At 52.0% G+C, this 20,650-nt stretch carries 24 protein-coding genes; 2 read left to right on the top strand and 22 right to left on the bottom strand.

The window, feature by feature from the left end; translation table 11 throughout:
* Window positions 1-52 precede the first annotated feature (52 nt).
* Complete coding sequence (locus BLQ36_RS06190) at window positions 53-1,720, bottom strand: putative polysaccharide biosynthesis protein (RefSeq protein ID WP_074514651.1); 1,668 nt, start codon at window positions 1,718-1,720, stop codon at window positions 53-55.
* A 161-nt stretch (window positions 1,721-1,881) separates the two neighbouring features.
* Between BLQ36_RS06190 and BLQ36_RS06195 the strand changes: the two genes are divergently transcribed.
* On the top strand, window positions 1,882-2,649 hold the full coding sequence (locus BLQ36_RS06195; RefSeq protein ID WP_074514652.1) for a DUF4931 domain-containing protein: 768 nt from the start codon (window positions 1,882-1,884) through the stop codon (window positions 2,647-2,649).
* A 67-nt stretch (window positions 2,650-2,716) separates the two neighbouring features.
* Here BLQ36_RS06195 and BLQ36_RS06200 read toward each other — a convergent pair whose 3' ends face one another.
* The 4 genes from BLQ36_RS06200 to BLQ36_RS06215 form a co-directional block, all read right to left on the bottom strand.
* The gene (locus tag BLQ36_RS06200; RefSeq protein WP_074514653.1) at window positions 2,717-4,342 is read right to left on the bottom strand and encodes a peptide chain release factor 3; all 1,626 of its coding nucleotides are present in this window, start codon (window positions 4,340-4,342) and stop codon (window positions 2,717-2,719) included.
* Between the two features lie 221 nt (window positions 4,343-4,563).
* On the bottom strand, window positions 4,564-5,031 hold the full coding sequence (locus tag BLQ36_RS06205) for a TM2 domain-containing protein (RefSeq protein WP_074514655.1): 468 nt from the start codon (window positions 5,029-5,031) through the stop codon (window positions 4,564-4,566).
* Window positions 5,021-5,389 carry a DUF2085 domain-containing protein gene (locus BLQ36_RS06210; protein WP_081342246.1) on the bottom strand — a complete coding sequence of 123 codons (369 nt, stop codon included), beginning with the start codon at window positions 5,387-5,389 and terminating at the stop codon, window positions 5,021-5,023. Before BLQ36_RS06210 ends, BLQ36_RS06205 begins: the two co-directional genes overlap by 11 nt.
* Entirely contained in the window at window positions 5,386-5,751 is a 366-nt protein-coding gene (locus tag BLQ36_RS06215) for a zinc ribbon domain-containing protein (protein ID WP_072022731.1), read from the bottom strand. The genes BLQ36_RS06210 and BLQ36_RS06215 overlap by 4 nt, the downstream gene beginning before the upstream one ends.
* A gap of 334 nt (window positions 5,752-6,085) precedes the next feature.
* On the opposite strand from BLQ36_RS06215, the gene BLQ36_RS06220 reads away from it, so the two are divergent.
* Window positions 6,086-8,104 carry a molybdopterin-dependent oxidoreductase gene (locus BLQ36_RS06220; protein ID WP_074514656.1) on the top strand — a complete coding sequence of 673 codons (2,019 nt, stop codon included), beginning with the start codon at window positions 6,086-6,088 and terminating at the stop codon, window positions 8,102-8,104.
* An 83-nt stretch (window positions 8,105-8,187) separates the two neighbouring features.
* On the opposite strand, the gene BLQ36_RS06225 is transcribed toward BLQ36_RS06220, so the two are convergent.
* The 17 genes from BLQ36_RS06225 to BLQ36_RS06305 form a co-directional block, all read right to left on the bottom strand.
* Complete coding sequence (locus tag BLQ36_RS06225; protein ID WP_074514657.1) at window positions 8,188-8,940, bottom strand: exodeoxyribonuclease III; 753 nt, start codon at window positions 8,938-8,940, stop codon at window positions 8,188-8,190.
* A gap of 16 nt (window positions 8,941-8,956) precedes the next feature.
* Window positions 8,957-9,478, bottom strand: coding sequence for a signal peptidase I (lepB, locus tag BLQ36_RS06230; RefSeq protein WP_033169740.1), 522 nt, complete (start codon window positions 9,476-9,478; stop codon window positions 8,957-8,959).
* A 72-nt stretch (window positions 9,479-9,550) separates the two neighbouring features.
* Window positions 9,551-9,892 carry a 50S ribosomal protein L19 gene (gene rplS, locus BLQ36_RS06235; protein WP_074514658.1) on the bottom strand — a complete coding sequence of 114 codons (342 nt, stop codon included), beginning with the start codon at window positions 9,890-9,892 and terminating at the stop codon, window positions 9,551-9,553.
* 155 nt (window positions 9,893-10,047) lie between these two features.
* Window positions 10,048-11,136, bottom strand: a complete 1,089-nt coding sequence (gene aroB / locus BLQ36_RS06240) for a 3-dehydroquinate synthase (protein WP_074514660.1) — start codon at window positions 11,134-11,136, stop codon at window positions 10,048-10,050.
* Window positions 11,129-11,659 (bottom strand): shikimate kinase, encoded by a 531-nt coding sequence (locus BLQ36_RS06245; RefSeq protein ID WP_074514661.1) that lies wholly within the window; start codon window positions 11,657-11,659, stop codon window positions 11,129-11,131. The genes aroB and BLQ36_RS06245 overlap by 8 nt, the downstream gene beginning before the upstream one ends.
* A gap of 1 nt (window position 11,660) precedes the next feature.
* Window positions 11,661-12,821, bottom strand: a complete 1,161-nt coding sequence (aroC, locus tag BLQ36_RS06250; protein WP_074514663.1) for a chorismate synthase — start codon at window positions 12,819-12,821, stop codon at window positions 11,661-11,663.
* Window positions 12,822-12,949: 128 nt separating this feature from the next.
* A complete protein-coding gene (gene pilO, locus BLQ36_RS06255; protein WP_074514664.1) occupies window positions 12,950-13,522 on the bottom strand; it encodes a type 4a pilus biogenesis protein PilO in 573 nt (190 codons plus the stop codon).
* A 17-nt stretch (window positions 13,523-13,539) separates the two neighbouring features.
* Window positions 13,540-14,661, bottom strand: a complete 1,122-nt coding sequence (locus tag BLQ36_RS06260) for a PilN domain-containing protein (protein ID WP_074514666.1) — start codon at window positions 14,659-14,661, stop codon at window positions 13,540-13,542.
* A complete protein-coding gene (locus BLQ36_RS06265; RefSeq protein ID WP_074514667.1) occupies window positions 14,636-15,085 on the bottom strand; it encodes a hypothetical protein in 450 nt (149 codons plus the stop codon). The genes BLQ36_RS06260 and BLQ36_RS06265 overlap by 26 nt, the downstream gene beginning before the upstream one ends.
* A complete protein-coding gene (locus BLQ36_RS06270) occupies window positions 15,072-15,626 on the bottom strand; it encodes a PilW family protein (RefSeq protein ID WP_074514669.1) in 555 nt (184 codons plus the stop codon). The genes BLQ36_RS06265 and BLQ36_RS06270 overlap by 14 nt, the downstream gene beginning before the upstream one ends.
* Window positions 15,623-16,033 carry a hypothetical protein gene (locus BLQ36_RS06275; RefSeq protein WP_074514670.1) on the bottom strand — a complete coding sequence of 137 codons (411 nt, stop codon included), beginning with the start codon at window positions 16,031-16,033 and terminating at the stop codon, window positions 15,623-15,625. The genes BLQ36_RS06270 and BLQ36_RS06275 overlap by 4 nt, the downstream gene beginning before the upstream one ends.
* Window positions 16,030-16,557, bottom strand: coding sequence for a pilus assembly FimT family protein (locus BLQ36_RS06280; RefSeq protein WP_074514671.1), 528 nt, complete (start codon window positions 16,555-16,557; stop codon window positions 16,030-16,032). The genes BLQ36_RS06275 and BLQ36_RS06280 overlap by 4 nt, the downstream gene beginning before the upstream one ends.
* The gene (locus tag BLQ36_RS06285) at window positions 16,554-17,030 is read right to left on the bottom strand and encodes a prepilin peptidase (protein ID WP_074514673.1); all 477 of its coding nucleotides are present in this window, start codon (window positions 17,028-17,030) and stop codon (window positions 16,554-16,556) included. The genes BLQ36_RS06280 and BLQ36_RS06285 overlap by 4 nt, the downstream gene beginning before the upstream one ends.
* Complete coding sequence (locus tag BLQ36_RS06290; protein WP_074514674.1) at window positions 17,027-17,431, bottom strand: type II secretion system protein; 405 nt, start codon at window positions 17,429-17,431, stop codon at window positions 17,027-17,029. Before BLQ36_RS06290 ends, BLQ36_RS06285 begins: the two co-directional genes overlap by 4 nt.
* Window positions 17,432-17,605: 174 nt before the next feature.
* On the bottom strand, window positions 17,606-18,235 hold the full coding sequence (locus BLQ36_RS06295) for a hypothetical protein (RefSeq protein WP_074514676.1): 630 nt from the start codon (window positions 18,233-18,235) through the stop codon (window positions 17,606-17,608).
* 260 nt (window positions 18,236-18,495) lie between these two features.
* Complete coding sequence (locus tag BLQ36_RS06300) at window positions 18,496-20,217, bottom strand: methyl-accepting chemotaxis protein (RefSeq protein ID WP_074514677.1); 1,722 nt, start codon at window positions 20,215-20,217, stop codon at window positions 18,496-18,498.
* Between the two features lie 167 nt (window positions 20,218-20,384).
* Window positions 20,385-20,645, bottom strand: a complete 261-nt coding sequence (locus tag BLQ36_RS06305; protein WP_074514679.1) for a cell division protein ZapA — start codon at window positions 20,643-20,645, stop codon at window positions 20,385-20,387.
* Window positions 20,646-20,650 lie beyond the last annotated feature (5 nt).

Genomic DNA, 20,650 nt, shown 5'->3' on the forward strand with positions numbered 1-20,650 from the left:
TGTTTCTCCTCCTATAAAAAACGAGCAGGTTGGTACTGCTCGTTTCATCGAATCAATTTGCCGTCGTCTTGAAAACACCGATACGGCGCAGGAACTTGATGCCAATACGGCCGAGCATGGGCATACGCTCCAGGTCGTCTTCCCGCAAGCCGCCAATCAGCAACATAACGGCGATATAAACCGCACAGCCAAAGAACACCGCACCGAAGGTCGAGATAACCCCAATCTGCCACCAGGCCATGGTCCAATCGTAGAAGAAGTAGACCGCCGCTGCCATGACCGCCGAAGCGATGATAGTCTTTAACAGCTGGGGAATCTCCATGCGATACCCGATGAACTTGTAGATGAAGATCAGATTGATGATGGCAGCGACCCCCATATCGGCTTCCGTAGCCCAGGCCGCACCCATGATGCCGAGCCAGGGGATTGCGGTAAGTTCCCAGTTAAGGACGACTTTGGCCACCGCAGCCAAGATCATATTGACCATCGGAATGGTCGGATGGCCAAGGCCCTGCAGGATGCCTGTGGATACCTGATGCAGTCCCAATAGAATGATGCTGACTGCCGAAATCATAACGGCCGGACCAGCGCCAGGCGCATTGTAGATAAGGGACGAAATTGGCGTTGCCAGCACGAATACGATGACAAAGGCCGGGAAGCAGACGAAATTGGAGATGCGAACCGAAGCCGCCGTCTGATTGTAAACCCGCTTCATGTCCTTTAAGGCCCGAGCCTCCGAAATAGCCGGCACAATGCTCATAGCCATGGAGGCCGTGATGATGCAGGAAAGATTGACCAGCGGCACAGCCATGCCCGTAAGGTAACCGAAGAGCTCCGTGGCTTCATTGACGCTGTAGCCTGCCACTTCCAAGCGCTGGGGCACAATCATAAGGTCAAGGTTGGAGACCACCGGCAGCATGATGCTGGCTGCCGATACCGGCAAGGACAACTTAAAGATGCGCTTGATGATATCCCAGGCCGGCTCGCTTTCCTTGCCCAGCAGAGGCTGCAAATCGTTGCCATAGTCCCGCTCAATGTCCCGGTCGAGTTTCCAGTGGAAGTAGACCAGCACCATGAGGCCCGTCACCGCTCCCGCTAGCGCACCAAGGGATGCACCCGCCGATGCATAGTCAAGGCCCCAGGGCAGCAAGAGCTCCGCCAAGAGAATCATGGTAATGACGCGAAAAATCTGCTCAACAATCTGGGAAACCGCTGTCGGCGTCATGCGCTGCCAACCCTGTAGATAGCCGCGGGAACTCGCCAGCAAGGTGACGAAGAATACCGTCGGTGCCAACACCACAATGGACTTATAAGCGCGCGGGTCACGGACAAACTGCCAATCGATAAGCCAATCCGCCGCGAAATAGGTCAAAAACGAGAATACCAGGCCTGTCACCAGCATCAACGCCATGGAGATGTGGAACACGCGCCTTGCCCCGAAGATATCCTTTAACGCCACCTTCTCTGCCGTAATGATGGAGATAGCCACCGGCACACCAGCCTGCGACACCGTCATGGCAAAGAAATAAATAGGGAAGGCCATCTGGTAAAGACCAATACCTTCACCGCCAAGGATTCGGGATACGAAAATCCAGTTCAAAGAACCGATGACCTTGACCACAAAACCGGCCACCGTCAATATGAAGGTTCCCTTAAGGAAGGACTCCCCCTTGCTGGATTTCTTTTCTTCTTTTACTTCCTGGTTACTAATTGGAAACACCGCCTATGTACAAAGGCATACTGCACCTGACAGCATGCCCGTTTTGCAAAATCTCACCAATATCGCTATAATATTGGTACGTAACATATGAATTATATCATTTATAGCCTTGGTATGCCACATTTTTTTATGGCATCAGCCGAAAACGGCAAGGAGCAATCATGAATCACAACCTGCTTGAATTCGATATGGCCCTGGGGCGCCAGAAACCGGAAACCATCGTCCACACCGACCATTACTGCCCATTCTGCGACCGCGAAAACCTGGAAAACATCATCGACAGCGATGGCTCCATCCTGCTGGTCCGCAACAAATACAACGTACTGAAAGGAACTGACCAATTCGTGCTGATTGAAGGCGACGCCTGCCACAGCGATATGCCCGAATACACCACCGAACACATGCGAAAACTCATCCGCTTTGGCATTCAGCACTGGCGGCAGCTTCTCCACTGCGGCAAATATCAGGAGGTTCTCTTCTTCAAAAACTTCGGCCCCCTGTCCGGCGGCACCATTCGCCACCCCCACATGCAGCTTATCGCAATCCCCAACTTGTCCGTGGCGATTGCAGTTTCTCCCGAGGAATTTGACGGCCCAGTCATCTACGCCCAAAACAACGTAACCATGACGGTATCGGACCAACCCCGCATCGGTTTTTGGGAGTTCAATCTGATAGTCCGTAAGCTTACCGACCAATCCCTTGATACTTTGGCCGATTATCTGCAAATCGTCACGGACTATCTTACCCATCACTTTCACAAGCGCTGCAACAGTTATAACATTTTCTTCTATCATCGGGACAAAACCATCTACGTCAAGCTCATGCCCCGGTTCGCCACCCCGCCGGTATTTGTGGGCTACGGCATCCGCGTGCGTCCCACCAATTACGAAACCATCGCCGAAGAATTTCATAACCTGTACGGGAAATAAAAAGAGGTTCCAGCCATTTGCCCTTGCAAACGGCTGGAACCTTTTTGAATCGTTGAAACGAAAAAACTTATGCTTCTTTCTTGTCAAAGGGAACGTGGTTGAGCACGAGATCCGGATTGTTGTCCGTAATCCAGCCGATGGCCCACTCATTGCTAAGAAGCAATACCGGATTCTGGTTGCGATCATAGACGAACATGCCACGGTCCGCGCCCTTGAGCTCTGCCGGCGTTACTTCGCGGCCATCCTCGAAGGCCATCCAACGAGCAACTTCGAAGGGTTGCATGTTCATCTCAATGTCAACGTTGTACTCGTTCTTGAGACGGTACTCCAGCACCTCGAACTGCAGCGTGCCGACGGTGCCGACGATATAGGACTCGGTACCGGCGCCAGCCTGCTGGAAGAGCTGGATTGCGCCCTCCTGAGTGAGCTGCTCGATGCCCTTGACGAACTGCTTGCGCTTCATGGTATCCTTCGCCTGGACGCGGGCGAATTTTTCTGGCGGGAATACCGGAAAGTCCGCATATTTGAACTTATGGCTGGCATCGCAGACCGTGTCGCCGATGCCAAAGACACCCGGGTCGAAGAGACCGATGATGTCACCCGGGTATGCCGTATCCACAATCTGGCGGTCCTGAGCCAGGAACTGCTGGGGCTGAGCGAGCTTTAACATCTTGCCCGTGCGCTCATGCCAGACTTCCATGTTGCGCTCGAACTTGCCCGAGCAAATGCGGATGAAGGCCAGACGGTCGCGATGGGCCGGGTTCATGTTGGCCTGAATCTTGAAGACAAAGCCCGAGAACTTCTCATCGCTGGCCGGAATCATACCCTCTGAAGACTTGCGGGGCTGCGGGATCGGCGCCATGCGGATATAGCCTTCCAGGAAGTCCTGCACACCGAAGTTCGTCATGGCCGAACCAAAGAACATGGGCGTGAGCTCACCGGCATTGACGAGTTCCATATCGAATTCCTCACCAGCCTCATTGAGGAGCTCCAAATCTTCCTGCAGAGCTTCCCAGACATCTTCGCCCACGCGCTCGATGACTGCCGGGTCATCGGGCTCATAGACATCAGCGATGCGCGCCTCCTGACCATGGGTCGTATCCTCAGCGAAGAGCAGCACCTTGTCGTTGCGGCGGTCGTAGACGCCCATGTACTGCCCGTCCTGACCGATTGGCCAGTTCATCGGATAAGAGCGGATGCCCAGCACGTTTTCGATTTCGTCCATAAGGTCAATCGGAGCCTTACCATAGTGGTCCAGCTTGTTGACAAAGGTAAAGATAGGAATGTTCCGCTGCTTGCAGACCTTGAACAGTTTCTTGGTCTGGGCCTCGACGCCCTTGGCCACATCGATGACCATGACGGCACTGTCAACGGCCATCAGCGTGCGGTAGGTGTCCTCGGAGAAGTCCTGATGGCCCGGCGTATCGAGGATGTTGATGCGGCAGCCGTCGTAGTCGAACTGCAGCACCGACGAAGTGACCGAGATACCACGCTGTTTCTCGATTTCCATCCAGTCGGATACCGCATGGCGCTGAGTCTTGCGGCTCTTAATGGAACCAGCCAGATGGATGGCGCCACCGTAGAGCAGGAGTTTCTCCGTAAGCGTCGTCTTACCAGCATCCGGGTGGGAGATGATGGCAAAGGTGCGGCGCTTTTCTATTTCTTTATTGAGTTCTTCACTTAATGCTGACAAAGTAAATCCTCCAATTGTCATATATTTTTGATACCAACACATTATTCGCTACTAAAGGGTTTCCCCCTTACAAACTCACGTACCAACCATTTTACCATAAAAAACAAAAATTGGCACGAGACTTTTTCCGCACTGCCTTGCTCCTACTATCCCCTTTCGTCACCCTCACAACAGCTAGCAACATAATTGCAGGACTGCCCCAACCACAATAGCATATATAATTACTTGTCAGCAAACATATTTGTAATCATTACAATATATACCAATACAATAGCAATCGGTATTCTGATATCCATCTTGAGAGCGCGCCGATGATAATTCCACTTCATGGATGAATCCGTATACAATGGATATCCATCGCCATCCTTAAAAGTCTCATTAGCTATCGTATAAAAATCATAAATTGTCCCCAAGCCCCCCAAACCAAAAGTAAATAGATAGATAGCTCCTGAAACCATACGGCCAACATAAAGGCGCTGCAATCCAGCAAATCCAAAAAAGCCCAAAAATGTTAACAGCAATGCAACATTTCTATTTTTTGAGGAAACATAATATTGTTTCGTCCGTTGAATCTCGACTTTTTGCGGTAGTATTCGTGTCATTTCCCCTGTGGACAACACCTCTGCTCCACAATTAGGGCAAAACGAACCACCTTCAGGAATCTCCTCCGCACATTTTCTACAATACATAATTCCACATCCTTACAATCGATTCAAATAGTAGTCCAACTAAACCAAATCCAAACAACAATCCAGAAAGAATCCTTTTGGTATTATTTGACTCATACGCAGTTAGTAATTGAATGCTGCCATCCATAATCAAGGGGATAAGCAACAAAAAGTTATACGCCAAAGAAAGAATAAAATTATCTGCTACCATGATGATAGCTATTAGCTCTCCTAGCAATATCCCTGTACAACGCGCACAAAGTGGTAATTGATAACTACCTATAAAAAAACTACGATTCGGTAATTGATGGCATCCCCAATATTTGCGAAAAAGAGCCATCGATTTCGACCATAGCTTTATTTTGCTTTCTTCTCTCATAACCGGAATTTTTTCCCACACCGTTTACAAACCCATAACGTGTCTGTTTCTGTTTCTCCAGCACCATCCATACCACAAAGGGCCCCGAGCATTCCCATAAAAGGCGAACAAATGCCACAACACAAACAACCTGATAAAAATCCTAAAGTACCATATCCACAAACTTTATTGCCATCAACGCCAGTACCACGAACTTCGGAAATAACTTGCAAATCATGTGAACCACAATTTACACACCTTATCCCTTGATAGCCATCATCTACTGTTGCCACTTGATTAATTACAGCATCCGTCTTTGCTCGACAATACTGACAATATACAGAATCATCTGGTATTATCTTCCCACAATGTTTACATTGCATGTCTCTTCCCCACTTTCTCCCAAACAAATCCTAATTCTACGCATTGAATCGCCGATTTGTCAATTAGCGAATACTATCAAATTTAATAGCACGTTTTTCATTATACAATTTAACCGTATAGTAATCAAATAAAGCCATATCACGAATTGCGTAGCAAAAGGAGCCAGCCATTGGCACAGGACTCGCCCAAACACATTTTGGCCAATATGCTACTATCTTTTTATTCCGTTTGCTTATCCTGCTAATCTATCCATCCTTACAAGGACTATTATCATCGCAATAATTAATTTCTTGTCGTATAATAGAGAGTAATGAACACAATGGAGGTGTCCACATGGAAATCAAGAAATCCGCCTGCCCCTACGACTGCCCCGACTGCTGCGGGCTGCTTGTCTATACCGAGGGCGATGAAGTTATCAAAGTAAAGGGCGACCCGAGCCACAGCTATACTCGCGGCACGCTCTGCCCCAAGATGGCGCGCTACGAGCGCACGGTGCACTCGCCGGCACGCCTTACGACGCCCCTCAAACGCGTCGGCCCCAAGGGCAGCGGGGAATTTGCACCGATCAGCTGGGACACCGCGATTGAAACCATCGCGAGCAAGTGGAAGGAGATTATCCGTAAGTACAGCGCTGAGGCAATCCTGCCTTACTCCTACGCTGGCACCATGGGAACAATTCAGTACAGCGCCGGTCATAGCTTTTTCTTTCAGCTGGGCGCCACGAGCCTTGACCGCACCATCTGCGCGCCGGCAAAATCGCGCGGCTATCGCGACGTCATGGGCGGCACGCTGCCCACGGCACCCCAGGAGGCCGGTTGCAGTGACTTCATCATTCTCTGGAGCATCAGCATGCTGGCCACCGATATTCACTTCCGTCACGATGTGGAGCTTGCCCGCCAGAACGGCGCCAAAATCTGGTGCATCGACACCTATGAGACGCCGACGGCCCGCTATGCCGACCACTTCACCTGCGTGAAGCCCGGCACCGACGGTGCCCTGGCCCTGGGCCTTATGCATGTGCTTAGCCGCGACGGACTTGTCGACGAGGAATTCATCCAGCAATATGTCACGGGCTGGGAGGAACTTCGCGACAACGTCCTTCCCCGCTATTCACCAGCTGACGTAGCAACCATCACGGAGGTTCCTGCCGCAGCCATTGAGGAGCTTGCCAAGGCCTTCGGCCGCGCCCGGGCCCCCTTCATCCGCCTCGGCAGTGGCCAATCCCGCTACGGCAACGGCGCGATGACCTCCCGTCTCATCACCTGCCTGCCCGCCATCGTCGGCGCCTATGCCCATACTGGCGGCGGCCTGCTGACCTCAGCCTCGGGCAGTCATGCCTTTGACAAGAGCATCATCCGCCGCCCCGAAAAGGAAAAGGGTGGCGTCCGCCATATCAATATGATAAAACTCGGCCAAGCCCTGACGGATGAAAAACTAGCGCCCCCCATCAAGAGCCTTTATGTCTATTCCTCCAACCCTGCCTGCACGGCTCCCGAGCAGGCCCTCGTCCAGCAGGGGCTTTTGCGCGAGGACCTCTTCACCGTCGTCCACGAGCGCTTTATGACCGACACGGCCCGCTATGCCGATATCATTCTGCCTGCGACGACTTCCCTGGAGCACGACGACATCTACTATTCTTACGGCCACTATACCGTCCAGCGCGGCGATGCCGCCATTCCGCCGGTCGGCCAAAGCAAAGCCAACTGGCAGGTCTTCTCGCTACTGGCCAAGGCCATGGGCATCGACGATACCTTCTTCCAGCAGACGGAAGCGGAACTGATTGATAAATTCATCGCCAGCACCGACACCGCCTGGCCTCTGCCTGTCGACAAAGCAAAACTAGCAAACGGCGAGCCAGTCGACCTGCCTCTGCCCGATAATTACAAACTCGATTTTAAAACACCCTCAGGCAAAATCGAAATCAAAAATCCCGCCATCGAGCCAGCCCTGCCCGACTACCGTCCGCCCCATTATGCCAACGACACCGAAACATTCCTGCTGATCAACGCCCCGGACCCGCGCATCCTCGACAGCTCCTTTAACGAGCGCCCCGAACTTACCCGGGGCCATATTATGGAGCTTTTGATGCATCCAGACGATGCCCAGCGCCTGGGCCTTTGCGAAGGCGATACCGTGCAGGCCAGCAATGCCCAGGGAAGTGCGCAGTTTACGCTTACCCTATCGGCACGCACCCAACCAGGCCGCGTCGTCAGCGAGGGCGTCTGGTGGAACACGCTGACAAAAACCGGCAACACCAACCAGCTGACCCATGCCCGCACCACCGACAAAGACGATGGCAGCACCTTCTACGATGTCAAAGTCAATATCACAAAATTGACCGGTCAAATCTGACATGTCAGCATTTGACAAGTCAAAATTGACCAGTCAAAAACGGCAGCAGCAATCCTATGATAAGATTGCTGCTGCCGTTTGTTTTATTTGAGCTCCAAGCCCACGGGGCAATGGTCACTGCCAAATATTTCATTATGAATAGTCGCATCAGCGATGCAGTCTTTGAGGCGTTTTGATGCCACAAAGTAATCGATGCGCCAGCCCGCATTTGTATCCCGGGCCTTGCGCAGGTACGACCACCAGGTGTAGATGCCCGTGCGCTCCGGGTACAGCGTGCGGAAGGTATCGATAAAGCCAGCGTCCAGAAGTTCCGTGAACTTAGCCCGTTCCTCATCGGTAAAGCCCGCATTGTGATGATTCGTCTTGGGATTCTTAAGGTCAATCTCCGTGTGAGCCACGTTGAGATCACCGCAGACGATAACCGGCTTCTTGCTGTCAAGCTCAAGCAGATAGGCACGGAAAGCATCCTCCCACTCCATGCGGTAGGCCAAACGCTCCAGCTCCCGCTTGGAGTTTGGCGTATAGACCGTCACAAAGTAGAATTCCGGGAACTCCAGCGTGATTACACGGCCCTCGTGGTCGTGCTCCTCGATGCCGAGCCCGTAGCTTACCGAAAGGGGCTCGATGCGCGTGAAGACCGCCGTCCCCGAATAGCCCTTCTTCTCGGCGCTGTTCCAGTACTGCTTATAACCCGGCAGGTCGAGGATGGCCTGGTCCGGCTGCATCTTCGTTTCCTGCAAGCAAAATACATCGGCATCAAGCTTGCAAAAGGACTCCATAAAGCCCTTTTTGAGGCAGGCCCGCAGGCCATTGACGTTCCAAGAAATAAATTTCATCGGTTCACCCTCCCCATTACGGAAGTGCCTTAAAGGAATCCAATGGCCAGAAGACCATCATAGCCTTGCCCTTAATGAGGTCAAGGGGAACAAAACCTACGTCAGCAAAACGACTGTCTTCGGAATTGTTGCGGTTATCGCCCATGACAAAAATCGTCCCCTTCGGTACCGTGGATTTCGGATATTCGCTCTTCGTCTTTTCCAGAATGTAATCCTCATTTAAGAGCTGGTCATTGACGAATACGCGGCCATCTTTGATTTCCACCGTGTCCCCTGCCGTTGCGATAACGCGTTTAATGAAATCACGCTTCGGGTCACGGGGATACTGGAATACCAGGATTTCGCCTTTCTGGGGTTCACGGAACTGATAGATAAATTTATTGACTACGAGGCGCTCCTGAGACTGCAAGGTTGGCCGCATAGACGGACCATCAACGATATAAAGCTCGACTACAAACTGACGGATGATAAACGCCAGCACGACGGCCACGACAATCGAAACAATCCAATCTTTAGCCTCTTCTCCTAATGAACTCATTACAGTGTCCTCCTCATAATAAATTTCAAACAAATAGGGACTGCTAAAAAGCAGTCCCTACCGTTACGCCAATTAGCGTTTCTCTTTGATACGAGCAGCTTTACCCGTAAGGTTGCGCAGATAATAGAGTTTAGCACGACGAACGATACCCTTGCGGACAACGTCGATCTTCTCAATGCGCGGGGAATGAACCGGGAACATACGCTCAACACCTACGCCGTAGGAAATACGACGAACCGTGAACGTCTCACGAACGCCCGTACCCTGGCGGGAGATGACAACGCCCTCGAACATCTGGATACGCTCGCGGGAACCCTCGACGATTTTCGCATGAACGCGAACCGTGTCACCAGGTGCAAACGCCGGAATGTCGGAACGGAGCTGTTCTTTCTCTAAAGTCTCGATAATGTTCATTTGTATATTTCCTCCTTCTATAGACGTTCGTGGCAAGCATCTACTTTGGTGATTACTCACGGCTTACTCAGAGGACCGCCCACATATACTCTGATAGTTTACCATAAAAGGAAGGTCGTTTCAACACCCCGTCAAGATTAAATTTTGCTGAAAACTCACTGGATAAGCCGTGCCCCCATGGCCTTCTTCACCACATCAGCGGGCACATCGTTACGGCAAACAACGGAACCGATAGCATCCATCAGCACCCAAGTGACTTTGCCTGCCACCGTCTTCTTGTCGTGGAAAATATCCCCATACATGGCATCCACGGTGCAGCCTTCCGCCTTAGTCGGCAGCTGAAGATTTTCCGTAAGCTGCACCACCCGCTGGAACTCTTTAGGGGAAATCATGCCCAGTTCACAGCTGATGTCTGCCGCCCCGACGCTGCCAATGGCCACGGCCTCGCCATGATTATAACGCGTATAGCCGGTTTCCTTTTCGATGGCATGGGCCATGGTATGACCAAAGTTCAAGATACGGCGAAGGCCGGCTTCCTGTTCGTCCTGGCTGACTACCGCGGCCTTGATTTCACAGGAGCGGGCAATCATATGGATTGTGGCCTCAGGCGCTAAATCCAACACAGCCTGCTGATTCGCTTCGAGGAAGTCAAAGAACTCACGGTCGTAGATGATTCCATACTTTATAATTTCCCCAAGGCCCGTATAGATTTCGCGCTTGGGCAGCGTTTTCATGAGTTCCAGGTCCATAAAAACGGCCTTAGGCTGATAAAAGGCACCAATCAGATTCTTACCCAGCTTGTGATTGACGGCCACCTTGCCCCCCACGCTTGAATCCACCTGGGCTAAAAGGCTCGTGGGCAGCTGCACAAAGGGCACACCGCGCATATACGTGGCCGCGATAAAGCCGGCTAAATCCCCGACTACGCCGCCACCCAAAGCAAAAATCGGCGACTTACGGTCAAGCCCCAGTTCAATGGCCTTGGTATAGAGACCTTCGGCCACGGTAAGGCTCTTGGAACTTTCGCCAGCAGGGACCGTCACCAGCGCCGCCTCCAGCCCCGCCTCATTCAGCAGTTTTACGATTTTCTCGCCATAAAGCGGGCCCACATTGGTATCGGTAATCACCATTGCCGTTTTCGAAAAGGCAGCATTTTTCACAAAGGAACGCAGCTTTTCATCCAGGTCATAGCCAATATAAATGCTATAACTTTTTTCCCCTAACTCTACTCGGACTTCACGCATGGAGTACACCTCTCGTCTTTAAATAACGCACGATATTTTCAACCACTTGCAAGGGAGACAAATCACTGGTGTCAATGGTAAAGTCTGCCTGCTGGTATAAAGTCTTCCGTTCCTCCATCAGCGATTCCACTGCCTTGCGACGATCTCCCTGGTCGGCTTGATCCAGCACCGGCCGGGTACCATGACGCTTCGTGCGCTCCAGCACCGCATCCACGCTGGCACTTAAACAAATGATAATGCCGCTCTTTTTAAAGGCAGCCACATTAGCGGGATTTTTGACCGTCCCACCACCGGTGGAAATCACCGCATTGCGCCGGGCTGAGAGCCGTTCCACCAACTCTCGTTCCAGCTGGCGAAAATGCTCCTCCCCCTGCTGGGCAAATATCTCCGGAATGCGCCTGCCAGCTTCCTCTTCGATTTTCTGATCCATATCGATAAAGGCACAGCCAAGCTTACTGGCCAGCATCTTGCCGGTACTGGTCTTGCCGGTTCCCATGAAACCGATAAGTATCACATTTTTCATGTTACCAGTCCTTTCCGATGCGTTTTTTATACGCTTCCAGCGAAGCTTTTACATCCACCATGGCATCAGAACCGAACTTATCACAGATGGCCTCAGCCATGACGAAGGCCATCATGGCCTCGCCCACCACCGAAGCGGCGGACACGGCACAAGTGTCACTGCGCTCCTTGCAGGCTAGAACTGCCTCCCGGCTCTCGATATCGATGGAACGAAGCGGCGTCATCAGCGTCGGAATGGGCTTCATGGCCGCTTTGACCACTACTTCCTCGCCGTTGGTCATGCCGCCTTCAAGGCCCCCTGCCCGATTGGTCTTGCGGAACACTTCGCCCTCCTCATCGAGGAATACCTCATCGTGAATCTGACTGCCCGGCAAAATCGCACACTGGAACCCTGCACCAATTTCCACGCCTTTTATCGCCTGAATCGACATCATAGCACCGGCAATTTTGGCGTCGAGACGGCGGTCCCACTGGATATGGCTGCCAAGACCTGCGGGCAGACCGCGAACCGTTACCTCAAAGATGCCTCCCAGAGTATCGCCAGCCTTCTTGGCCTCATCGATTTTCGCCTTCATCTTCTCCTCGGCAGCCGGGTCAAAGCAGTTAAGCTCCGACTCCGTCTCCGGTCCCAGCAAATGACGATTGACTTTTGACGGGTCAACTTCCACCCCACCGATATTGGTCACCTGGGATACAACCTGAATGCCAAGGGCATGCAAAAACTCCTTGCAGACTGCACCAACAGCCACCCGCATAGTCGTCTCCCTAGCGCTGGAACGCTCCAGAATATCCCGCACATCCTGCCGGTTGTATTTCTTGACTCCCGTAAGGTCGGCATGGCCCGGTCTTGCCGCCGTTACCTTCGCCCCTGCCGGCTGCCCAAACACCGCCATGCGGTCCGTCCAATTCTCGAAGTCCTTATTGACGACGCGCAGCGTCACCGGCCCCCCCAGGGTCTCGCCAAAGCGAACCCCCGAGACAATTTCCACCCGATCGGTTTCGATTTTCATACGTCCGCCACGGCCATAGCCCTGCTGGCGGCGCGCCAAATCGCGGTTAATCGCCTCAACATCAAGTTTCAAGCCCGCTGGCAGGCCTTCGAGGATAGCGGTCAGACAGGGTCCATGGGACTCTCCGGCCGTCATAAAACGTAACATACTCATAACAGGATACACCTCGCAGGATTTCAAATTTCTTTATTTACTAGTTTAATTTATCGTTTTATATAAATCAAGTCCTTCTAGAGCTAATCCCTGTCCATTTATCAAAAACTTTTTCTTCTCCTGTCTCCTCAAGAGCCCTCTTTCACCGCATAAATCCGTAGTTCCAGCTGACAATTGAGGGCACCATCCTTTTCCTGTACCGTTGTCCGCGCCACCTGAATATAACGATCATCTTCCCGCAAACTGCGCAAAAAGGACAACAACTCGAAATAACTGCTGCGAAACCTCACCTCTACCGGCATGACCTGTAAGCCATCTCGCACCACTGCCGCCTTTGGTGCCACCTGAGTCAATTTGATTTTGTGTTGAAAGGCCAATTGCTGCAACTTTCCTAAAAACACCCCCTGCTCCAAGCGGTCTGGCAATGCTTGATCGGCCCGAGCCTGCCGCGCCAATAAATCCTTTTCGTAGGAAGGTTCTGCCGCATGGGCCTTCCTATAGGCTTCCACCGCCTGGATTTCCCGCCGCATAGCCAAAGCTTCTGTCTGTGCCTGTTCCCTTCGCGCCTGCATTGGCCCATGAACAAAAAAATAAACCAATGCGAAACACAGCAGCGAAATGCCAAGAGAAAGCAACAGCCATTCTTTCCCCTTTGGCTTTTTAGCCTTCTGCAGCCAATCCATCCCAATCATCTTGACCATCCAATCCATCCTCCCCCTCATAAGGTTATGCTGAGCTGAAACGATATGCTTCCATCCCCTTCTGGCTGAGGACTTTGCTTTTCCGCCTCGCCGGAGGATTCCAGCACGGCCCCCTGGGGAAAGAAATCCCTGTCCTCCTCGAAGGCTTGGACAAAGGCAGCCACGGCCTCATAACTTGCGGCCCGGCCTGTCAAATGAAGTTTATTGCGGCCCTCAAACTCCAACCGTTCCAGCCATACCCCCTCCACCGTCCGGCTGCCCAAATGAACCAGCACGCTGTACCACGGAATAGTTTTCGCCGATAATTCCTGCAAGAGTTTTTCCTTTCCCGTTGTTTCCTGCCCGATGCGTTCTAAAAGCTTCATTTTATTCTGCTCCGAGGCCAGGCGAACCATTTCCTGCTTGGCTGACCAATTTTCCTGCCTAGCCGCATAAAGCATCCAAGAATCCCAACCGATGACGGCACAGCTCAAAAAAATCGCCATGCCAGCTACGATAGCGGCCATAACCGGCCAGTTCCACTCCACCGGCGATTCCTGCTGGTGAAGAAGCGCACAGCCCCATTTCCTGCCCCCCTGTTTTTGCCAATAGCTCACTCCCCTACAAAGAGCTTTTCCCATTTCGGTGTCCGGCGTAATAAAAACATCTATCAGCCTAACTCCTGCCTGTTCAAAGGCCGCCCGCACCTCGTCCAAATACTCCCGGCGCACAATGCCGCCCCAAAGCCTAGGGTTCTGGGGCAGCGAACAAATCGCGGCCGCATAATCTTCACGTTCCAGTCCTTTTGCCGCTAAACGGACATCAAGTTCCCAGTAAGCGGCTTCCTGCCGCTCCCCTTCCGTCATTCCTGGCGGCACCGGTAGCATATGCTCCTCTTCTTTCTTAGCCAACAGCACCACGGGGATATCCGACAGCCCCGCTGCCGCCAGCTTTGCGGCAATCCGATTGGCCTGCCCCCAAAGGTCACCGCCAGCTTCCGCTGGCAATTCCATCCGCTCCTTCACCTGCCAACCATTTCCTTCCGTTCCTTCAATTAATTCAAGCAAACACACCGAACCATCATCCTGAATCGCCACGCCAATAATATGGCGCCACTTTATCTGCAAACGATCTTTAAGGCGCCCAACCAAGCCAAACATACCGCTCCCCCACTTTCTGCATTTCCCCTTTGACCAGCCGGCATTCTTCCCAAGGCTTCTTGTTTCGGTTATTTTTTGCATAGCCTAGCAAATAGAGTTTATCCCTGCGCTTGATGCCGCCAGCCTTCCAGGCCACCCCCTCCGGCGGTGCCACCTCCGCCAAATGCATCGCCGCCAATTTAATATCCACCACCTTGTCTTCCGGCCAAGACGAAGGAAGCTGCGGATTCTGCTCAATCCGCAGGGCCACCAATTCCACCATACTTTCTGCCGCGAGCCGGAGCCTTGTCTCACAGGCATAGCTGTCATTAGCCTGCTGCCCGGCCCGAATAAAATATAGTAGGCCAAAGGAAAAGACCATCACCACCAGCAGCATGCAAAGCAGCAGCAGCGAAACGGCCCCCTGTTGTCTATCCTCCCCCATGCTTTGCCTCCCCTTCTCCCATCGGCAAATAGACGGCTGTCGACAGGGTATAGTAATGATTGGTAAGTACACTTCGCCCCGTGAGCCGAAGCACATAAAGTCCCGGACATGCCGCCTGCTCTTCGCCAGCGATTTCATGAATCTCCACCCCCGCCAGAGAATAATCCCCGGTCATGGGAGCGGAACGATCTGCGCCCCAAATCAATTTCTTCCGCTCCCGCACTTCGGCAATCCAATAAAAATTCCATAGATCGGTACTGCCGTTATAATCCCGCAGCGCATACCAGCGCTTGTGAATCTCTATCCCTGGATAATTTTGCTGATAGGGCGTTATGTACCTTCCTTCGGTGGAGTCCTGAACCATCCGGGTAAAGGCAATCTGCATTTCCTGATGAAGTTCTGCATCAGCCAGCACCCGAAAGTAATTCCGAAGGCTGAGCAACAGCATAGCCACGGCCGCTGTCAGCAAAAGCATCATTATGGGCAGCGATATGGCGATCTCCAGCAGGATAATCCCCCTTTGCCCCTTGCCTTCGTTCATGTCCTCATTCCTTTCTGCGGTTGATGCCGGCACAACAGGCGCTCATAACTAAGGGCGCCAGCCTTGCCATTTACTTGCCAATCCACCGACACCTGTGCCCGCCAAATATCGGCCGTTTCGACCCGAACGCTGGCCGCCACGACAAAGGAAGCATTTTCCTGAGTCAGCAGCCCTGCCTCCCCCAACCAGCCATACTGGCCTTCCGCGAGGCTATCCTGATCCATGGCCCATTCTAACCGGGCCATTTCCTCCTGAGCCAAAAACACGCCAGCCAGCCGTGCCGAATCCTGCTGCATCACCACTTGGGCTTGCCGGAACAAATGAAGGCTTGTCGCCATGGCCAAGACCACCACACTTAGCACCACCACTTCCAGCAAAATATACCCTTGCTGTTTTCCCCGCTTCACCAGCTCACCCTTTCCACACGGATTCGCCCCGCCTTGCTAATCATGATTTTCCGCCCCTCTTGGGGCCAGCCTTCACAGCATATGAGCAGGGTCATCATACCCAGCCCGACATTTTTCAGTTCGCCATTGTCCTTAAAGGTAATCGGGCCGCTGTCAACATTCGTCCCATTCCACTGGCGACTCACCCGCACCAGTGGCAAATAATGATGGGACATGCTGGTCTCCTCCTGGCTGCTGCTCACCGTCACACAGTAATCCTCGCTACGAATTTCCATAACAGCCTTTTTGACCACGCCATCCCGGACGTAAAAGCCGTGATTTGCCCCTTCAATCAGCCGATTCAGGGACTGCGTCCGACGAAGGTCTGAGAGCAAATGCTCCGTCTCGTACTCGATGGCCGCCTCCCGATAAAACTGCATGGCCGACGGTATCGCCACCAGCCCCAGGAGCGCCATAATGGCCATGAGCATCAACACTTCCATCAGCACAAAGCCTGCCTGCTGCTTATTCTCCTGTTTCTTCATAACAGCCCCTCATACCACTGCCAGCATTCTCGGCCGAACCAGTAAGCCGCCAAGGTCCCTGCCACCAAAAAGGGACCAAAAGGAATCCTCGCCGAGCAGGAATACCCCCGCCCGAATAACAACCCCAGGGCAACAATGCCGCCTAGCAAAAAGGCCAATAGCAGTGCCATCACCATGAGCTTAACTCCCAGCCAAAGGCCAATGGCACCGGCTAGCTTCACATCCCCCCAGCCCATACCGCCGCGGCTTAGCCAGCGTATCCCCCAAAGGAGCCCGCTCCCGAAAAGGCCACCTGCCAGCATATCATCCAAGGAATTCATCCCCAAAAGCCAAGGATAAACTGCCGATAGGGCCACAATCAGAACCAGCCGGTCGTATAAAAGACCACAGTGGATATCCAGCAAAGCCAATTCTCCTAACCGCCAGACCAGCCACAAGCCTGCCAAGACAAAGACAAACTCCTTTCCCATCATTTGCCAAAATCTCCTGCCGTATAGCCATTGCAGGCCGCCCGGCAATCTGCCCCCTCGAGCTCTACTGCGGAAGCCTCCTTTTTTATTTCATAGGCTTCCGCGCTAATAGTCACCACCTTGCCATTCTTCAGCTGGCATTTACCTTGGGGTGGCTTTAATTTCGCCAAGTCCGCCACATAATCGGACAAATCCTCAATATGGTCGGGCCAGCGCCCGGTCTGGGTGGCGTAGATGGCAATAGCCGAATCCAAGGTGGTCAAGTCTGCCTTGACCTTGGTGGTGTTAGCCATGGCAATAGCTGAATTAAATTTTGGCACGGCTATCGTAGCCAAAATAGCCAAAATCGCCATGGCAATCATAATTCCCAGCAACGAAAAACCAGCTTGTCTTGAACCTTTCATCGATATCCTCCTTTTCACTACTTGATACCTTGACAAAACATCCCCTCTATGAGGATTTTCCGTCTGTAAACTTCGTGACAGGAGACAAATCTCCTTCTAATCTTTTAATGATTAAATTTTTCCCAAAAAAATAACGCCACGGATAAATCTTCTCCGTGACGTTTGCTGTTATTCTTATAAAAGCTTCACGCTTTTCATGGACCGCTCCACCATCTGCGCCGCCTTGGTATCGTCCTCCTTATAGCCGTAACTGATGATCCAAAAATCGTTGCCAGCATAAACACCGAGACATTCCATCTTTTGCTTATCCTGCTCCCCATTGACTTTGATTACCGCATAAGTCATTTCCTGACCATTTACGGTTCGCTTCTCACAGGTCTTAAGCACTGGATGCAGCTTGTCCGCATCCTTATAAGACTTCATGAAACTTTTCAGGTTAAAGGGTATCTTCTGCCCTGGGTCCGCCATGGTACCATGATAGATATCCACAAAGCAACGGTCCTCATGATGATAATATCGTTCGGGATTCTTAACAGTGCCGTCGGCAGGCAGGGATGCATAATCAAGCTTAAAGGGCAAATCTACCGACAAACCCTTCCCATCCTTCTGACGAAGGACTTTGGCTGTGTAGTTTCGATACTCTACCGGCGGGTTCTTCGGCAAATCATCATGCCGGGAAGCAATTTTCTCCGCCGTTACCACCGCCCGGGCAATGGCAAAAGTCTCCCACACCGAACAGCCCGAAGTGACCGTAGTGGTGAGCAGCAGGCAGCCAATCAAAACACCTCTTACTGATTTTTTCATATTCTTCCCTGCCTTAACGATACGCGCCATAGTTATGCTGGGCAAAATCCACCGATTCTAATGCAGCTTCCCAATCAAATTTCTCCTTGTTTTCTACCATCACATTCACCTCATATTCCTGTTATAAAAACATTTAATCCATTGTTTATCTTACAAAAGATGGATTATTTCTTTCTTAAAGTTACAACAAATTTTACTAAAAAAATCCCCCGATGGGGCAGGAATGTACTGCTCCATCGGGGGATTTCGTTTCTATTTCGTTAGAATTTAAACTGCTGCAGCGAATTCTGCAAGCCCTGGGCCAGATTAGCCAGGGACGTGCTGGCATCCGCAATCTCCGTAGCCGATGCCGACTGCTGTTCCGAGGCAGCCGATACGCTCTCCATCTCGGAAGCTACCATGCCGCCCTTGCGGGAAATGCCATCGGATTTCTCTTTCACCACAACCGTTTCATCCGAAACAGCCTTAATCTCATTGGACATAACCTTGGCCTGTTCTGCCATGCTGAGTGCGGCTTCACGAATGCGAGCGAAGTTTTCCCGCAGCTCTTCAACCGACTGGGTGCCTTCTTTGACTGCCTGGCTGCCTTCCTGCATGGAGCGAACAGCCTCAGCCGTATCGCCCTGAATACCATTAATAAGGCTCGTGATGCGCTGAGCGGCCTCCTGGGATTCCTCGGCGAGCTTTCTTACCTCATCGGCAACGACGGCGAAGCCGCGGCCATGCTCACCGGCACGAGCTGCCTCAATAGCCGCATTAAGTGCCAGGAGGTTGGTCTGCTCGGCAATAGCCGAAATGGCCTCCACAATCTGACCGATTTCCTGAGAGCTCTGCCCCAGTTTATCTACCGTAGCCGCCGAAGAATTAACGATACGAGCTACGCTTTCGATCTGTTCTACCGCTACCTTAACGGATTCATTGCCGCTGGTTGCCGCATCATTGGTAACCGTCGCATGATCCGAAACACGCTGAGCCGTCTGATTCAAACGGCCGATAGCCTCAGCCGTGTTATCGATGGCCGCAATGGTATCGCCCACATCCTGCTGCTGTTCCGCCACGGTGCCAGCTGCATTGGTAACGGATTGTGCGACCTGCTCCGAAGCCTGTGCCGACTGATGCGAACTTGCCGTAAGTTCTTCCGAAGAAGCCGCCAGCTGTTCTGCCGTCGTGCTGACATTACGCATGAGTTTGTTAAGGTTCATACGTACCGACGCCACTTTATCCGCCATCTGGCCGAACTCGTCACCACGCATGATGGTACGCGGATGATCACTGAAATCACCGCCCTCGAGACGATTCAGGGACAGCATCATCTTTTCGAGCGGATTCGTGATTTCCTTCGTGATCCAAAGTGCGCAGGCAATCAGTACAATCAGCGTGACCAGCAGCTGGATGATCGTATTGCGAACAGCCGCAGCTGAGTCAATATCATTCTGCGTATTGAGCTCCTCGGCATGCTTGCTGTTGAGCTCTGACAGTTCACCTAGTTCCTTTCCCAAAGCTGCTGCCAGCGGCGATCCGATTTTCTCATAATGAGCCAACGCCTCTTCGTTCTTGCCTTCCATGCTTAAAGCCACCGCTTCGCCAAGGTTCGTCTTCAAAGCGGCCCAATCTTTCTTGACTTTGTCCATGATTGGTTCTTCGCCAGCAATTTTATGCGGGATTGCATCATAGGCAGCAATACTGTCATCTACCGTTTTGACGCCGGCCTCATATTTGCCCTTGAGATCCTGCAGCCGCTGCGGATTGTTTTTGACCGTCGTTGCAATAACCGCCATGCCTTGGGCATAACGGATCCCATAGCCGGCCTTGCCGACCGCATCGATACCCTTGACCGTGCCTTCATACATCACTTCCATATCCCGCTGTGCCTTCGTGACAGCCGAGTAGCCATTCCAGCCGATAAAGCTCATGCCGATAACGGCCACTACCGCTAAGATCAGCAGCTTGTAAGCCACCTTTAAGTTATTCATCCATCCCATGTTTAAACACTCCTTTTCCTAAAAGGTCATTTGCTTCCCATAGTATACAACCTTTATTTTTCTCTCACATCTTGGGACTATTTTTACAATTCGACAAACTTCACTATTTTCCTGCTATATGATAGAAAAACTCCCAGACTTTACGTCTGGGAGTCATTTGGTATTATTTATTTTTCCTCGAGAAGCTCTACAAGTTCATTATAGTCTTGCTTGAGCTTATCAAATTCTTCTGCCAGCTGCAAACAAGTCAAAACGGCAATTTTGCGTTCATCGAAGCTGCGCACTACCCGTGCCATCTGCTTCATACGCTTATCGAGGTCAGCTGCCAGCTTAAGCATATGCTTTGGGTCATCGGTTTTCAGCGGATACGTATTACCGTAGATTTCCACCAAAACCCGTTCCGCTTGTTTTTTCATTTCTTCTGCCATGATTT

The organism is Selenomonas sp. WCT3 (genome assembly GCA_900100835.1).
GTDB lineage: Bacteria > Bacillota > Negativicutes > Selenomonadales > Selenomonadaceae > Selenomonas_A > Selenomonas_A ruminantium_E.

Excerpts from the sequence above, each read along its gene's own strand:
- BLQ36_RS06280 (WP_074514671.1), bottom strand. The coding sequence starts at position 16,557 with ATGAAGAAACAGGAGAATAAGCAGCAGGCAGGCTTTGTGCTGATGGAA.
- lepB (WP_033169740.1), bottom strand. The coding sequence starts at position 9,478 with ATGAGTTCATTAGGAGAAGAGGCTAAAGATTGGATTGTTTCGATTGTC.
- BLQ36_RS06285 (WP_074514673.1), bottom strand. The coding sequence starts at position 17,030 with ATGATGGGAAAGGAGTTTGTCTTTGTCTTGGCAGGCTTGTGGCTGGTC.
- BLQ36_RS06300 (WP_074514677.1), bottom strand. The coding sequence starts at position 20,217 with ATGGGATGGATGAATAACTTAAAGGTGGCTTACAAGCTGCTGATCTTA.
- BLQ36_RS06215 (WP_072022731.1), bottom strand. The coding sequence starts at position 5,751 with ATGCAATGTAAACATTGTGGGAAGATAATACCAGATGATTCTGTATAT.
- BLQ36_RS06210 (WP_081342246.1), bottom strand. The coding sequence starts at position 5,389 with ATGAGAGAAGAAAGCAAAATAAAGCTATGGTCGAAATCGATGGCTCTT.
- BLQ36_RS06305 (WP_074514679.1), bottom strand. The coding sequence starts at position 20,645 with ATGGCAGAAGAAATGAAAAAACAAGCGGAACGGGTTTTGGTGGAAATC.
- BLQ36_RS06205 (WP_074514655.1), bottom strand. The coding sequence starts at position 5,031 with ATGTATTGTAGAAAATGTGCGGAGGAGATTCCTGAAGGTGGTTCGTTT.
- aroB (WP_074514660.1), bottom strand. The coding sequence starts at position 11,136 with ATGCGTGAAGTCCGAGTAGAGTTAGGGGAAAAAAGTTATAGCATTTAT.
- pilO (WP_074514664.1), bottom strand. The coding sequence starts at position 13,522 with ATGGTCAAGATGATTGGGATGGATTGGCTGCAGAAGGCTAAAAAGCCA.
- aroC (WP_074514663.1), bottom strand. The coding sequence starts at position 12,821 with ATGAGTATGTTACGTTTTATGACGGCCGGAGAGTCCCATGGACCCTGT.
- rplS (WP_074514658.1), bottom strand. The coding sequence starts at position 9,892 with ATGAACATTATCGAGACTTTAGAGAAAGAACAGCTCCGTTCCGACATT.
- BLQ36_RS06195 (WP_074514652.1), top strand. The coding sequence starts at position 1,882 with ATGAATCACAACCTGCTTGAATTCGATATGGCCCTGGGGCGCCAGAAA.
- BLQ36_RS06270 (WP_074514669.1), bottom strand. The coding sequence starts at position 15,626 with ATGAACGAAGGCAAGGGGCAAAGGGGGATTATCCTGCTGGAGATCGCC.
- BLQ36_RS06265 (WP_074514667.1), bottom strand. The coding sequence starts at position 15,085 with ATGGGGGAGGATAGACAACAGGGGGCCGTTTCGCTGCTGCTGCTTTGC.
- BLQ36_RS06260 (WP_074514666.1), bottom strand. The coding sequence starts at position 14,661 with ATGTTTGGCTTGGTTGGGCGCCTTAAAGATCGTTTGCAGATAAAGTGG.
- BLQ36_RS06225 (WP_074514657.1), bottom strand. The coding sequence starts at position 8,940 with ATGAAATTTATTTCTTGGAACGTCAATGGCCTGCGGGCCTGCCTCAAA.
- BLQ36_RS06290 (WP_074514674.1), bottom strand. The coding sequence starts at position 17,431 with ATGAAAGGTTCAAGACAAGCTGGTTTTTCGTTGCTGGGAATTATGATT.
- BLQ36_RS06295 (WP_074514676.1), bottom strand. The coding sequence starts at position 18,235 with ATGAAAAAATCAGTAAGAGGTGTTTTGATTGGCTGCCTGCTGCTCACC.
- BLQ36_RS06220 (WP_074514656.1), top strand. The coding sequence starts at position 6,086 with ATGGAAATCAAGAAATCCGCCTGCCCCTACGACTGCCCCGACTGCTGC.
- BLQ36_RS06245 (WP_074514661.1), bottom strand. The coding sequence starts at position 11,659 with ATGAAAAATGTGATACTTATCGGTTTCATGGGAACCGGCAAGACCAGT.